Here is a 13649-nt window from a genome sequence, read left to right as displayed (position 1 = left end):
AATAGGTATGAACCAAGCAGTCAATATAAATTATCGAAGTCTATGGATGTTGGGAGCGATTGTTTTATTGCTTCTATTTATAACAGATCCTGCATGTGCTTCTAGTGCAGGTGGAGGTTTACCTTTTGACTCCTATCTAACCAAAATACAAAAATCGATTACTGGCCCATTTGCCTTTACTGCTGCAATTATTGGTTTAGTTGGCGCAGGAGCCACGCTGATTTTTGGTGGTGAAATGAATGGTTTTTTGCGAACCCTTCTCTTTATTGTGTTGGTGCTTTCATTCCTGGTTGCTGCACAAAATACCATGACAGCGATTACAGGCAAGGGAGCTGAAATTGCTAAACCCTCAGTTTTAACGGGCGCTATGGAGTCGCAGCTATGAGCCTCCGTACCATTCCTATACGCAGATGTGGTAACCGCCCAAGCCTTTTCATGGGTGTTGATCGCGAGCTGGTTATGTTTTCAGGTTTACTCTCAGCAATCTTGATATTTGCAGCTCAGGATTGGCTTGCTGCACTTTTTGGCTTTGCCCTTTGGTTTTTATCCCTAAAAGGTCTAAGGCTCATGGCAAAAGCTGATCCCTATATGAGAGCGGTCTATCTGAGACAAAGAGGCTATCAGGCTTATTATCCAGCACGTTCTACCCCTTTTCGTAATAATAAAGGGAGTTATCTATGATTGGATTCATTACCTTTTTAATCAGTATTACTGGGCTTTTGTTGTTAGGTACATTGTTTCACGCCACACAAATGAAAAACCGTAAGCACCATGTCAGAAGACATCGAAGTCATACAGCTGGACTGGTTGATTTACTGAATTACGCAGCAGTAGTCGATGATGGTGTTATTGTAGGTAAAAATGGCTCTTTTATGGCAGCCTGGTTGTATCAGGGTGAAGACATAGCCAACACTACAGATGAAGCCCGTGAAATGATGGCTTTTCGAATCAATCAGGCAATGTCCTCATTGGGTAATGGCTGGATGATTCATGTCGATGCTATAAGGCGGGCTGCTCCTGGTTACAGTGAGCAGAGTGCTTCATACTTTCCCGATGTTGTATCAAAAGCTGTTGATGAAGAAAGAAGACAGTACTTTGAAAGTATAGGGTCATTGTATGAAGGTTATTTTGTTATCACACTAACCTGGTATCCACCTGTATTGGCGCAAAAACGTTTTGTTGAGTTGATGTTTGATGATTCAGGGGAAAAATTAAACCATAAAGCAAAAACCCATCAACTGATTGAAACCTTCAAGCAATCGTGCAGAAACTTTGAGTCTCGTATGAGTGCTGCACTTCACCTCGAAAGGTTGGGTTCAGAAATATTGAACAATGAAAACCATAAAGTCACTCAAGATAACTTTTTAAGACACATCCAATATTGTGTCACGGGAATTAACCATCCCGTTAATCTGCCTAAAAATCCAATTTATCTGGATGCACTCATAGGCGGTCAGGAATTAATTCCAGGTATAACACCCAAAATTGGCCGAAAGTTCATTCAATGTGTTGCTATTGAAGGATTCCCCATGGAATCTTACCCAGGTATTTTAACGCTGTTGACCCAACTGCCTGTGGAATATCGCTGGAACTCTCGCTTCATATTCATGGATCCGCATGAAGCTGTAGCTCATTTCACTAAGTTCCGTAAAAAGTGGAAACAAAAGGTCAGAGGCTTTTTTGACCAAATGTTTAATACCAGCTCTGGTATCGTTGATGAAGATGCGCTCAGCATGGTTAATGACGCGCAAGCAGCCATTGCCGAAACCAATTCAGGAATGGTGGGTCAAGGCTACTATACATCTGTCGTTGTATTAATGGATGAGGATAGAGCGAACGTTGAGAACGCTGCTCTATTTATCGAAAAGAATATCAACGCTTTAGGCTTTAGCGCACGGACAGAAACCATTAATACCATGGATGCCTACATGGGCAGCCTACCAGGCCATGGTGTTGAAAACATCAGACGACCTCTAATGAATACCATGAATCTGGCGGACTTGTTGCCAACATCTAGCATTTGGACTGGTGAAAATAAAGCGCCTTGCCCACTATTTCCTCCTCAATCACCGCCTTTGCTGCACTGTGTCACCAGCGGTAACGCACCATTTCGTTTGAATCTTCATGTCAGAGACTTAGGCCATGGCATAATGTTTGGTCCCACACGCTCTGGTAAATCAACTCATCTTGGTTTATTAGCATTATCCTGGCGTCGATATAAAGATGCCCGTATTTATTCTTTTGATAAAGGCATGTCTATGTATCCAACCTGTAAAGCAACAGGCGGGGAGCATTTCACCATCGCAGGTAAAGATTCACACCTTGCCTTTGCGCCCTTGCAGTTTTTAGAAACTAAAGCAGATCGGGCTTGGGCTATGGAGTGGATTGATACAATTCTAGCTTTGAATGGTTTGAATACCACACCAGCTCAGCGCAATGAAATCGGCCATGCCATTTTAAGCATGCACCAAAGTGGCTCTAAAACCATATCTGAATTTGTGATGACCATTCAAGATGAACCCATTCGAGAAACATTAAAGCAGTACACCATAGATGGGTTAATGGGACATTTATTGGATGCAGAAAGTGATGGGCTTGGTTTGTCTTCCTTTATGACATTTGAAATTGAGCATTTAATGGGTTTGGGTGAGAAGTTTGCCTTGCCTGTTTTGCTTTACCTCTTTAGACGTATTGAAACCTCATTAGATGGCCGCCCCACTCTAATCCTGCTTGATGAAGCCTGGCTTATGCTGGCGCATCCTGTGTTTAAAAACAAGATTGCTGAATGGCTTGATTCCATGGCTAAGAAAAACTGTGTGGTGTTTATGGCAACCCAACATTTATCCCATGCATCCAACTCTGGAATCTTAGATATTATTGTTGAATCAACCGCCACCAAAATCTTTTTACCAAATCTGTATGCAAGAGATCCTGAAACCCGCCTCATTTATGAGCGCATGGGTTTAAATCCACGCCAGATAGACATCATAGCATCTGCTCAACCTAAACGTGATTACTACTATGTCAGTGAAAAAGGGCAGCGCCTTTATCAATTGGCATTAGGCCCTTATGCCTTAGCATTTGTAGGTGCAACAGATCCCGATTCGATTGCGCGTATGAAGCAATTAGAGTCGAAGTATGAAGATGAGTGGGTCTCTCAATGGCTTTCAGAAAAAGGTATTCATTTGGCTCAGTACGGAGAAGCAGCATGAAAAAAAGTATAACGAATAACCCCTACCTCAACGCCAGACGCGCTTGGAATGTTCATACCGCAGGACTTATGAAATCACTACAAGTTTGGCAATTGGTGGGATTAGGTAGCCTGTTAATCGCATTGGCGGCTGTTGGTGGGCTCATCACGATAGGTAGCCAATCCAAATTTATCCCTTTGGTGTTTCAACAAGATGCCAATGGCAATACCTTATCTGTTACCCGTGCTGATAAGGTTGGTGAAGCAAGCATCGATGATTATCGTGCTGCAGCAGCGCATTTCATTGAAAACGTTCGCATGGTAAGTCTTGATGCAGAACTGCAAAAGAAAGCGGTTTTTCAGGTGTATTCCTATTTAAATGCCAATGATGCGGCTTTAGCTAAGATTCAAGAGTTCTACAGCGACAAACAGCAATCTAATCCCTTTGAAAGAGCGGCCTTTGAGATTGTGAGCATAGACATTCGCTCAGTACTTCAAGAGTCGGATGAGACTTGGCAAGTCGACTGGATTGAAACGGTGAGAAATCGTGATGGATCGCTTAAAGAAAAGCCTCGCATGATGAAAGCGATGATTACGATGTATCAGGAGAATGAAATCAATGATGCCACCAGTGAGTCCATTTTGAAAAATCCCCACCTGATTTATGTGCGTGATTTTAACTGGTCCTACGAATTAAAGCATGGAGAACAGCAATGAAAAGAATAATGCAGCTATTTTGTTTATTAACACCGCTCACAAGTTTTGCATTGGATAACACCATTCTAGCCGAGCATTATTTTTCGGATACTGTGCCCAAGCTATCGAGTCAGGAAAAACAAGGTTTAGATATTGCAGAGCGTACACAAAAAGGAGAAAAAACAAGTAAACCCTTTGCATCCGCTGATGGTTCAGTCAGTTTTATTTATGGATCAGGGCAAATCAGGGTAGTTTGTGCGCCTTTACAAGTGTGTGATATTGCCCTCCAACCAGGAGAGCAATTTAATGACATGAACGTTGGTGACCCACGCTTTGTCGTTGAACCATCCATCACAGGAGCAGGTAGCATGCAACAAATCCATCTGCTCATAAAACCTAAAGATGTAGGACTTGATTCTTCTTTGGTAGTCACCACAGACAGAAGAACGTATCACTTTAGATTAAAGTCAGATAGAACCGAATTTATGCCTTACATTTCATTTACTTATCCTGATGAGGCAAAAGCCAAATGGCAGTCACTACAACGCATTCAGGCTGAAAGACGAAAAGTAGATACCTTACCAGAAACCAATGAATATCTAGGCGATCTTAACTTCAATTATCGAATTCAAGGCAATGCCCGATTTAAGCCAGTTAGAGTTTATAACAATGGTGTCAAAACGATTATTGAGATGCCAAGAACCATGGCTCAAAGTGAAGCACCTGCGCTGCTAGTTTTAAGAGGTCGAGGACTATTTAAAAAATCAGAGTCCGTGATGGTCAATTATCGCCTTCAGGGTTGTCGTTACATAGTGGATGGTGTTTTTGATAAAGCCATATTGGTTATCGGCAGCGGTTCCTCTCAAGAAAAAATTACGATTACAAGGTGCTGAAGATGAAAGAATTAAGTGTTTTATTGGTTGCCGTCTTGTTATCAAGCTGTGCCAGCATGCGTTATGGCAATTTCACTCAAATGTCTCGGGGCAAAGATGCTTATTTGGCGGCAGATGCAGCCACTCAATTAACCCGAGTCTATCCACCTGCTCAAAATACATTTTGTATTGGTCAGGCAGTCAACGATGGCTTTGGCTTAAGTCTTATTCAAAACTTGAGAAAAAAGGGTTATGGCATCAATGAAAATCAATGCCCTAAGAATAAAGCTAATTTTTTCTACGTGCTTGATGAGCTTAAACCTCAAAGCTATCGAGTAAGCCTTTTTGTAGGAATACAAACATTGAGCCGTCTGTATGCAAAAAACAATGAAAATATCATTCCTGTCAGCGCATGGACTCATAAGGAGTAAGAACAATGAATCGAAATAATGATTATTTGTCACCAGACAATTCACCAAAAAAGCTTGAAACCACAGGTGTAAAACGAGTAAATAATGTGCCACTCATGATTGCAATTGGTATTTTAACACTTTTTGTGGTGCTCATCGCATTAGTTGCCAATAAACGAGCTAATGCGCAAAACCAGCCGCAAGACAATGTACAGGTTAAAACCCATAGAAAAAATACCATGAGCCTTGCCAATGATGTGGTAGGAAATCATAAAACAGCAGTGATTCCTCCCCAGAGTGACACGATAGCTAATAATGAAGCAGGTCCTTTGCCCATTCCTGAACAACTTTCTCATCAAGAAGATACTCTGACACAAGAGGTATCTGAAGCTGAAATCGAACGTATTCGTCAGGAAAAAACTCAAGAATTTGAAGAGGCTGTAAAAGCTAAGTCATCCGTAATGGTCGATAACCCACGATTGAATAATCGCGACACTACCAAAACGTCCATGAATAGCAATGAGATGACATTAAACATCGACCCTTCATCAACGTTTAAAGAGCAGCTCGCATTATTACAAGGAAGACAGGCCAAACCTATGCCACAAACATTAGGTGGTGAGGAAAATGAAATGCGCTGGCATTTAAATTCAACGCTGCAAAATCCAAACAGTCGATACGAACTAAGAGCTGGCAGCGTGATTCCAGGGGTAATGATTAGTGGTATTTCTTCAGAATTACCAGGTCAAATTATCGCTCAAGTATCACAAAACGTATATGACACCGCTACCGGAAAATATCTTTTGATACCCCAAGGCACCAAGATATTGGGGCTTTATTCCAGTGATGTCCCTTTTGGTCAGTCTTCCGTATTAGTGGCATGGCAACGTTTGGTGTTTCCAGACAGTAAAGCTCTGGATATCGGCTCTATGCCAGGTGCTGATAGTGCTGGATATGGTGGGTTTCGCGATCAGGTAGATCATCATTATGCGCGAATTTATGGTTCAGCGCTTTTAATGTCAGGCATTATTGCTGGTATTACTTATAGCCAAAATACCAATCAATCTAACCAATTGGGTTACGCCCAGCCCACAGCTGGCAGCGTGATGAGTCAGGCTTTAGGGCAACAGTTGGGCGAGGTCACTTCGCAACTGGTTTCAAAAAACCTGAATGTGTCTCCCACCATCAATGTTCGCCCAGGTTATCGTTTCAATATCATCGTGGTGAAGGACTTAACGTTTAAACAGCCTTATAGGCAATTTGCTTATTAATGAAGGAGAACATTATGAAATTTAAATCCATGATTATTTATTTCTCTGTTTTGCCAGTATTCGCAAGTGGTGCACCTGTGTTTGACGTTGCGAATTGGATTCAAAATGGAAAAATGATTGCAACTCAGATTAGCGAGTATAAAACGCAAGTCGATCAATACAAAAATCAGATGGATCAGTATCGAAATATGTTGGAAAACACGAAGTCACTCACTTCCTTTGAATGGGATAATGCTAACTCAGTTATTAATAATTTACTTGAATCGACTGATACCATTGATTATTACAAGCAGGAAGCTGGCAGCCTCCAAGGGTACCTGGACCGATTCCAAAGTCAGGAATACTATCAAAAGACCCCTTGTTTTAATGGCAATGGGCAATGTTCTCCTGAAGAACTTAAAAAAATCAAACAAAGCAGATTAGCAGCTTCTGTTGCTGAAAAGCGCTCGAATGATGCCATGCTTAAGGGGATTGATAAACAACAACAGAGCTTAAAAAATGATTCTGCAAAGCTGCGTACTTTGCAATCTCAAGCACAAAATGCTGCAGGCCAAAAACAGGCTCTTCAAGCCGCTTCTCAATTAGCTAGTAATCAATCCCATCAATTGCTTCAAATCCGAGGCGTGTTATTAGCACAGCAGAATGCTCAGGCGGTCAAAGATGCAGCGAGTGCTAACAAGGAAGCGATACAGACTGCAGGGGATGAACAGTTTAGATCAGGTAAATACCATAAAAGCTCAGGAAAAAAATGGTAATCCATCATAAAAAGGAGAGGAAAATGAAGATGTTATGTTTATCAATTATGGTTATTACATGTGTTCTGTCAGGTTGCGGCAGTGCTGAAACCAAGGCTCATAAAAAGGCTGAGCACTTGGCAACACTCACCTGCGGCAGCTCAAGAGAGGGTCGAACTCAAGAAGAACTACAAGCTATTGGTGATGCGTGTTTCCGAGGGGGAAGTTATTCCAAAAGCTCTGGACAGACGTGGTAATGCTATGAATAAAAAAATAATTCCCTATGTAATTGCGTTTGGTTTATTTGGGTTTTCTGCTTGCTGCCATGCCAAAGGGCATGGCATGGATAGTCGTGACTTACTGGATAATATTTTGCAGCGTTTTGCCAGCACTTCTGCGCTCTGGAGTAAAACCATGTTGAGTTACGCCAGATATCTTTTCTGGTCTTTGGCATTAATCAGTATGGTATGGACTTACGGCTTGATGGCATTGCGGAAAGCAGACATTCAAGAATTCTTGAGCGAAACGGTACGTTTTTTTGTAGTTGTCGGTTTTTTCTATTGGATTTTAGACAATGGACCTGCAATTGCTAAGGCAATCATAGACTCCATGCGGCAACTTGCGGCAAAGGCTTCTGGAATTAATGAGCATGTCTCTCCTTCTGATATTGTGGATGTTGGGTTTGATATTGTCTCAAAAGCTATAGACAGCTCATCTATCTGGTCCCCTGCAGCAACTACAGTTGGTTTGATCGTTGCAGGGGTTATTCTGATTATTCTAGCTTTAGTCAGTATAAACATGCTCATTATCTTAATCACCGCCTGGATCTTAACTTATGGTGGCATTGTTTTATTAGGGTTTGGTGGTGGCCGTTGGACGCAGGATATTGCGATTAACTACTACAAAACTGTGTTGGGTATTGCATTACAAGCTTTTGCCATGATTTTGATTATTGGTATCGGTAAATCTTTTGTAGATCAATATTACGCAGCGATGTCTGAAAACATAATGCTCAAAGAAATGTTTGTCATGCTGGTTGTTGCCGTACTGTTGCTGGTTCTTATTGATAAAATTCCACCTGCTTTAGCTGGCATTGTGTCAGGAGGTGGCTCTGGCGGTGGCGGTGGACTAGGTCTTGGTGGGGCTATGGGAGCCGCAGGAATTGCAGGTGCTGCCATGGCAGGTGCAGCAGGCAGTGCACTTGCCCAAAGTGGTGGTGGATTATCCGCACTTAATGCCGCGTTTAAAGCAGCCAGTCAATCAACCAATTCTGGTGACACAAGTACACTGTCTGGAATGGATAAAGGCTCCAAAACTGGTGGTTTAGCTGAAGCTATGGGAACAGCTGCCAAATTTGCAGGCTCTTTTGGATCACATTTAGCCTCAGGCACTATGGATGTTGCTCGTGAGAAAGCGAACACGATTAAAGAATCAATTGCTGAAAAAATCGCTGACACAACGGGTGGAAAAATTGCCGAAGCAATCCAAAACAAGGCGAATTCATCCACTTCTGAAACGCAAGAATCCAACGCGCAAAATATTTTATCCATGGGCACACCTGCGGGTAGTCTTAGTTCAGAATTTGAGACATCAGATGAGGTGAGTCAATTTGTAAACCAAAAGGCATCTGGAGAGAGCCAATGAGCCCAAACAAGCCTAATAAAGCCATAGGTCCTCAAGTCAGAGAAAAAAATCACGGCAAGTTAAATAAAACCTTAGTCTTGTTAGTGGTTTGTTCTTTCTTAATCAGCATCCAAATTGGCACACAGTTTTTTGCGCATCAATTTCACTATGCTGATGCCCTAGGGGCTTCATTCGCCCATATTTATATGCCTTGGCAGATTTTTATCTGGGCTATTAAATATCAATCCAATTACCCAGATTCTTTTAATGCTGCCTTTGGTCTCATCGTTATGATGGGTTGTCTCTTTTTAATGATGATCGTGTTGGCTTCCAAGTATTTTAAAAAGAACGATGTGAGTGATTACCTCCATGGTTCAGCCAGGTGGGCTAATTGGGAGGACTTAAACAGTGCAAGCCTTATTGGACATGATGAAGGAGTTTATATTGGCGCGTTTGAAGATGACAAAGGAGAAATTCATTATCTACGCCATAATGGGCCTGAGCATGTTTTAACTTATGCACCAACGCGCTCAGGGAAAGGTGTTGGCCTTGTGATTCCAACCCTTCTCTCGTGGAAACATTCCTGTGTTATTACCGATTTAAAAGGCGAGCTCTGGGCAATGACCTCTGGATGGAGGCAGAAACATGCCGTCAATAAAGTCATTCGATTTGAACCTGCAACGTTAAAAGGAAGCGCACGCTGGAACCCTCTGGATGAAATCAGAGTGGGTACAGAATCAGAGGTGGGTGATGTGCAAAATTTGGCAACGCTTGTGGTTGATCCCGATGGTAAGGGGTTGGAGACGCACTGGCAAAAAACCTCTCAAGCCCTTTTGGTTGGTTTTATTCTGCATGCGATTTATAAACTGAAAACCCAAGGAGAACCAGCCACATTTCCCAACATTGACCGCATGTTGGTTGATCCCAATATTAATATTGCTGACCTGCTCATTGAAATGACGCAATACCCACATATTGAAGGCAAAACCCATCCTGTTATTTCGGCCTCTGCGCGTGACATGATAGACCGACCCGAAGAAGAAGCAGGCTCTGTATTATCTACTTTAAAATCTTATTTAGCGTTATATCGAGATCCAGTGGTAGCACATAACGTCTCTGCCTCAGATTTTTGCATCCGCGATTTGATGAATCATGAAAATCCTGTGAGTCTCTATATTGTTACTCAACCTAATGACAAGGCTAGGCTTCAACCTCTGGTTAGAGTCATGATTAATATGATAGTGAGGCTATTGGCCGACAGAATGGAATTTGAGCGTGTGTCTGATGACAAAGGGTTATCTTATGTAAGTGCTAAAAAAACATATAAGCATAGACTGCTTTGCATGATTGATGAATTTCCAAGCCTTGGAAAACTCGATATTCTACAAGAGTCATTAGCCTTTGTTGCAAGTTATGGTTTAAAGTTTTACTTAATTTGTCAGGACATTAATCAGCTTAAAAGCCGTGAACGAGGCTATGGCCCCGATGAAACCATCACTTCAAATTGTCATATCCAAAATGCCTATCCTCCCAACAGAGTTGAAACCGCAGAACATCTTTCGAAGCTGACAGGTCAAACAACAATTGTTAAAGAACACATCACCACCAGCGGTAAACGTTTTTCTACGTTCTTAAATCAAATATCAAAAACAGTTCAGGAAATATCAAGACCACTTTTAACGGTTGATGAGTGTCTGCGCATGCCAGGGCCTAAAAAAGATGCCAATGGTTTGATTGTTGAAGCTGGGGATATGGTTGTTTATGCAGCGGGCTTCCCTGCTATTTATGGTAAACAACCCCTTTATTATAAAGATCCCATATTCAAGGCAAGAGCATCCGTTGAGGCTCCTGTTCACTCAGATATTTTACATACTCGTTTAAGTGAGGATGAGGTCATCAGGTTATGAAAAAACTGTCAGTCATCATCTCTATATTTTTGATAAGCCTTATTGTTTTAGCCGCACTATTTCATGGCATGGGTTTTAGGATAAACCTGACTGAATCCATTCCAATAGGTTTATATCGCATTACCAGCGCAGCCCCTATCAAAAATACTTATGTGATTTTTTGTCCTGATAACAGAGAGTCATTTAGGTTAGCAAGGAATAGAGACTATATAGACCACGGTCTTTATTGTGGCGGATATGGTTATTTAATGAAAAAAGTGGTTGCGGTATCTGGCGATATCCTCTCTGTGACCAATGAAGGGGTTTTTGTAAATCAAATGCTAATACCCTATTCAAAACCAAAAGTTCAAGATGGGATGAAACGCGCCTTACCCCAATGGCAGGTAATGAATTACCAACTCCAAAAAGATGAAGTGATGACTATGACCAGCCAAAGCGAATGGTCATTTGATGGTCGATATTATGGTCTTGTTCACACAAGACAAATCAAAGGAATGATCACACCCATATGGGTAATTAATAAATGGGAGAAAACTACATGAGTCATGAAACCGAGTTAATGGATTTGATTTCAGAAAAATACGAGGATTTAGTAATCCCTGGCTTTCTAGCTGAAGTCAGTCCGATAGAAGCTGACATCATGGGCGCATTTTTTGAAGATGCACTCAATGAAGAAGATGCGATGGAGGCCATGTATGACTAAAATGCCCTACCATCAAGTTGTTGCCAATCAAATTATTGAAAGCCTGAAAGCAGGAACTACTCCCTGGTTGAAACCATGGGAGCCAGGCATAGGCAATGGTCAAGTTCCTTATAATCCGATCACCGGAAAGCGTTATCGCGGAATTAATGCATTGTATTTAATGCTGAACCAAAATGATGACAATCGTTGGTTAACCTACAAGCAAGCACAAAGTATGGATGCGCAAGTTCGCAAGGGAGAAAAAGGCACCACAATCCAATATTGGAAATTTCATGAGGAACAAACCAAACTCGATGATGCTGGAAAACCTGTGCTCGATGAGCATGGTAACCCATTAAAAGTGCAGGTGAATATTGAACGACCTAAGGTGTTTTATGCAACGGTATTTCATGCTTCGCAAATTGATAATATGCCAGAGCTTATTGCAAAAGAGCCTGATTGGTCCTTAATTGAAAGAGCAGAAAAACTGTTACATAACTCTGGCGCTAACATTGAGCATTCTGAAGCAGACAGAGCTTTTTACAGGTTATCGACTGATAGCATTCATCTTCCACCGAAAGAGCAATTTAAATCCGCAGCGAACTACTATGCCACTGCCCTGCATGAGCTTGGACATTGGAGTGGTCATCCTTCAAGACTGGATAGAGATTTAGGTCATCCTTTTGGTTCAGATGCCTATGCTAAAGAAGAATTACGAGCAGAAATTGCAAGCATGCTGTTAGGTGCAGAACTTGGTATAGGTCATGATCCCTCGCAACACACTGCATATATCAAATCATGGATTCGTGTTTTGGAAGATGAGCCCTTAGAAATATTCAGAGCATCCGCAGATGCAGAGAAAATAATTAATCACCTCTGCGCCTTAGAGCAAACCCAAGACATTCAGCTGACAGAACTTATTGAAATCAAGGATGATCAACCAAAAGAGGAAGTCTTTATGGCGTCTGAAAACACCACTTCTGAAAAGGTCTGGTTAAGCATCCCCTTCAAACAAAAAGAGATAGCCAAATCCACAATAGGAAAACTCTCTGATGGAACACCAGGTATTGCCTGGGATAAAGTTCGAAAATGTTGGTATGCAAATCCTGGTGTTCCTGTTGAGAAAATCAAAGCCTGGCTTCCTGAAAATCAAATACTAACCCAGGCCCAGGATAAAGCACTTATACCTGAAGATGAATTTAAGGCTGCATTGATGAGCCTTGGTGCTATTGTTTCAGGTGGGCATCCAATTATGGATGGTAAACCTCATCGCATAGTCACAGAGGGTGATAAAAACGGTGAAAAGGCAGGATTTTATGTAGCCCATTTAGATGGCATTCCGGCTGGATATATTAAAAATAATCGAACTGGTGCTGAGCTTAATTGGAAATGTAAGGGTTACATTTTAACTGATGAACAGAAGGCAACACTCAAAGCAGAGGCACTTGAACATCAACAAACTCGACAACGTGAGCTTGAAGTTAAGCAAAAAAGTACTGCACTAAGACTCAAGCAAAAATTATCTATGATGATAGAGGTTGTAGAACCCACACCTTATATGCAGAACAAAGGTATTCAAGTTCATTCTGGCATATATACTGATGAAGAAAGAAAACTAACCTGTATTCCAGCAACAGATTGCGAAGGTAGCATTTGGACTGTCCAATATATTTCTGAAGATGGCACTAAGCGATTTGCAAAAGACTCAAAAAAAGAGGGCTGCTTTCATGTTCTGGGCGGTATGGACAAACTTTCTGATGCACCTGTAATTATAATTGCTGAAGGTTATGCTACTGCTGCAACAATAAAAGAAGCATGTGAGCTGCCTGCTGTAGTTTCCGCTTTTGATTCAGGGAACCTTAAAGCAGTAGCTAAAGCATTGCATAAAAAATACCCGCATACTCCAGTTATCCTGGCAGCTGATGATGACAAGCATCTGGAGTTATCGAAGGGTATCAACCCCGGTAAAGAAAAAGCTGGTGAAGCCGCCGACGCTGTCAATGGCTTTATTGTTTTACCAACCTTTGCACCAGGTGAACAATCATTAAACCCCAGGCAATTCAGTGATTTTAATGATTTAGCCAAACACAGCAAGCTAGGTATTGAAGGCGTAAAACGTCAGATAAAACCCAAGGTTGATAGAATCGCCAAACGATATAACCTATTACGCCAGCCTCAAAGAAGCAATATAGTCCATATTTCATATGGTTGAATATGATATGTAAAGCTTCAGGCTTTCAGATTAAGTTTTGAGGCTTTACATC

The 13649-nt window shown here is 41.6% G+C and carries 14 protein-coding genes; all 14 read left to right on the top strand.

Going from position 1 to position 13649, the window contains the following annotated elements; translation table 11 throughout:
- The first annotated feature begins 7 nt into the window (after positions 1-7).
- Genes Ljam_RS12915 through Ljam_RS12850 form a run of 14 tightly spaced genes read left to right on the top strand, consistent with a single transcriptional unit; the run spans position 8 to position 13597 of the window.
- Positions 8-385 carry a TrbC/VirB2 family protein gene (locus Ljam_RS12915; protein ID WP_058450407.1) on the top strand — a complete coding sequence of 126 codons (378 nt, stop codon included), beginning with the start codon at positions 8-10 and terminating at the stop codon, positions 383-385.
- Positions 382-681, top strand: coding sequence for a conjugal transfer protein TrbD (locus tag Ljam_RS12910; protein WP_058450406.1), 300 nt, complete (start codon positions 382-384; stop codon positions 679-681). The genes Ljam_RS12915 and Ljam_RS12910 overlap by 4 nt, the downstream gene beginning before the upstream one ends.
- Positions 678-3212: a VirB4 family type IV secretion/conjugal transfer ATPase gene (locus Ljam_RS12905; protein WP_058450405.1), complete on the top strand. Its 2535-nt coding sequence runs from the start codon at positions 678-680 to the stop codon at positions 3210-3212. Before Ljam_RS12910 ends, Ljam_RS12905 begins: the two co-directional genes overlap by 4 nt.
- The gene (locus tag Ljam_RS12900) at positions 3209-3907 is read left to right on the top strand and encodes a conjugal transfer protein TrbF (RefSeq protein ID WP_042234472.1); all 699 of its coding nucleotides are present in this window, start codon (positions 3209-3211) and stop codon (positions 3905-3907) included. Before Ljam_RS12905 ends, Ljam_RS12900 begins: the two co-directional genes overlap by 4 nt.
- On the top strand, positions 3904-4779 hold the full coding sequence (gene trbG, locus Ljam_RS12895) for a P-type conjugative transfer protein TrbG (protein WP_042234474.1): 876 nt from the start codon (positions 3904-3906) through the stop codon (positions 4777-4779). The genes Ljam_RS12900 and trbG overlap by 4 nt, the downstream gene beginning before the upstream one ends.
- A 2-nt stretch (positions 4780-4781) precedes the next feature.
- Entirely contained in the window at positions 4782-5189 is a 408-nt protein-coding gene (locus Ljam_RS12890) for a conjugal transfer protein TrbH (RefSeq protein ID WP_058450404.1), read from the top strand.
- 5 nt (positions 5190-5194) lie between these two features.
- Positions 5195-6439 carry a TrbI/VirB10 family protein gene (locus Ljam_RS12885; protein WP_058450403.1) on the top strand — a complete coding sequence of 415 codons (1245 nt, stop codon included), beginning with the start codon at positions 5195-5197 and terminating at the stop codon, positions 6437-6439.
- Between the two features lie 14 nt (positions 6440-6453).
- Complete coding sequence (trbJ, locus tag Ljam_RS12880; protein WP_058450402.1) at positions 6454-7194, top strand: P-type conjugative transfer protein TrbJ; 741 nt, start codon at positions 6454-6456, stop codon at positions 7192-7194.
- 23 nt (positions 7195-7217) lie between these two features.
- Positions 7218-7430, top strand: coding sequence for a hypothetical protein (locus tag Ljam_RS12875; RefSeq protein ID WP_058450828.1), 213 nt, complete (start codon positions 7218-7220; stop codon positions 7428-7430).
- A 4-nt stretch (positions 7431-7434) separates the two neighbouring features.
- Positions 7435-8817, top strand: coding sequence for a P-type conjugative transfer protein TrbL (gene trbL, locus Ljam_RS12870; RefSeq protein WP_058450401.1), 1383 nt, complete (start codon positions 7435-7437; stop codon positions 8815-8817).
- Entirely contained in the window at positions 8814-10703 is a 1890-nt protein-coding gene (locus Ljam_RS12865) for a type IV secretory system conjugative DNA transfer family protein (RefSeq protein ID WP_058450400.1), read from the top strand. Before trbL ends, Ljam_RS12865 begins: the two co-directional genes overlap by 4 nt.
- The gene (gene traF / locus Ljam_RS12860; RefSeq protein WP_058450399.1) at positions 10700-11245 is read left to right on the top strand and encodes a conjugative transfer signal peptidase TraF; all 546 of its coding nucleotides are present in this window, start codon (positions 10700-10702) and stop codon (positions 11243-11245) included. The genes Ljam_RS12865 and traF overlap by 4 nt, the downstream gene beginning before the upstream one ends.
- The gene (locus Ljam_RS15375; protein WP_058450398.1) at positions 11242-11406 is read left to right on the top strand and encodes a hypothetical protein; all 165 of its coding nucleotides are present in this window, start codon (positions 11242-11244) and stop codon (positions 11404-11406) included. The genes traF and Ljam_RS15375 overlap by 4 nt, the downstream gene beginning before the upstream one ends.
- Positions 11399-13597, top strand: coding sequence for a zincin-like metallopeptidase domain-containing protein (locus tag Ljam_RS12850; protein ID WP_058450397.1), 2199 nt, complete (start codon positions 11399-11401; stop codon positions 13595-13597). Before Ljam_RS15375 ends, Ljam_RS12850 begins: the two co-directional genes overlap by 8 nt.
- Positions 13598-13649 lie beyond the last annotated feature (52 nt).

This window comes from Legionella jamestowniensis (assembly GCF_001467745.1).
Lineage (GTDB): Bacteria > Pseudomonadota > Gammaproteobacteria > Legionellales > Legionellaceae > Tatlockia > Tatlockia jamestowniensis.
Note: the sequence above shows the minus strand (reverse complement) of the source record. Positions and strands in the feature narration are given on the sequence as shown.

Bases quoted from the DNA above. Each gene is read 5' to 3' on its own strand.
- Ljam_RS12915 (WP_058450407.1), top strand. From the start codon at position 8: ATGAACCAAGCAGTCAATATAAATTATCGAAGTCTATGGATGTTGGGA.
- Ljam_RS12910 (WP_058450406.1), top strand. From the start codon at position 382: ATGAGCCTCCGTACCATTCCTATACGCAGATGTGGTAACCGCCCAAGC.
- Ljam_RS12905 (WP_058450405.1), top strand. From the start codon at position 678: ATGATTGGATTCATTACCTTTTTAATCAGTATTACTGGGCTTTTGTTG.
- Ljam_RS12900 (WP_042234472.1), top strand. From the start codon at position 3,209: ATGAAAAAAAGTATAACGAATAACCCCTACCTCAACGCCAGACGCGCT.
- trbG (WP_042234474.1), top strand. From the start codon at position 3,904: ATGAAAAGAATAATGCAGCTATTTTGTTTATTAACACCGCTCACAAGT.
- Ljam_RS12890 (WP_058450404.1), top strand. From the start codon at position 4,782: ATGAAAGAATTAAGTGTTTTATTGGTTGCCGTCTTGTTATCAAGCTGT.
- Ljam_RS12885 (WP_058450403.1), top strand. From the start codon at position 5,195: ATGAATCGAAATAATGATTATTTGTCACCAGACAATTCACCAAAAAAG.
- trbJ (WP_058450402.1), top strand. From the start codon at position 6,454: ATGAAATTTAAATCCATGATTATTTATTTCTCTGTTTTGCCAGTATTC.
- Ljam_RS12875 (WP_058450828.1), top strand. From the start codon at position 7,218: ATGAAGATGTTATGTTTATCAATTATGGTTATTACATGTGTTCTGTCA.
- trbL (WP_058450401.1), top strand. From the start codon at position 7,435: ATGAATAAAAAAATAATTCCCTATGTAATTGCGTTTGGTTTATTTGGG.
- Ljam_RS12865 (WP_058450400.1), top strand. From the start codon at position 8,814: ATGAGCCCAAACAAGCCTAATAAAGCCATAGGTCCTCAAGTCAGAGAA.
- traF (WP_058450399.1), top strand. From the start codon at position 10,700: ATGAAAAAACTGTCAGTCATCATCTCTATATTTTTGATAAGCCTTATT.
- Ljam_RS15375 (WP_058450398.1), top strand. From the start codon at position 11,242: ATGAGTCATGAAACCGAGTTAATGGATTTGATTTCAGAAAAATACGAG.
- Ljam_RS12850 (WP_058450397.1), top strand. From the start codon at position 11,399: ATGACTAAAATGCCCTACCATCAAGTTGTTGCCAATCAAATTATTGAA.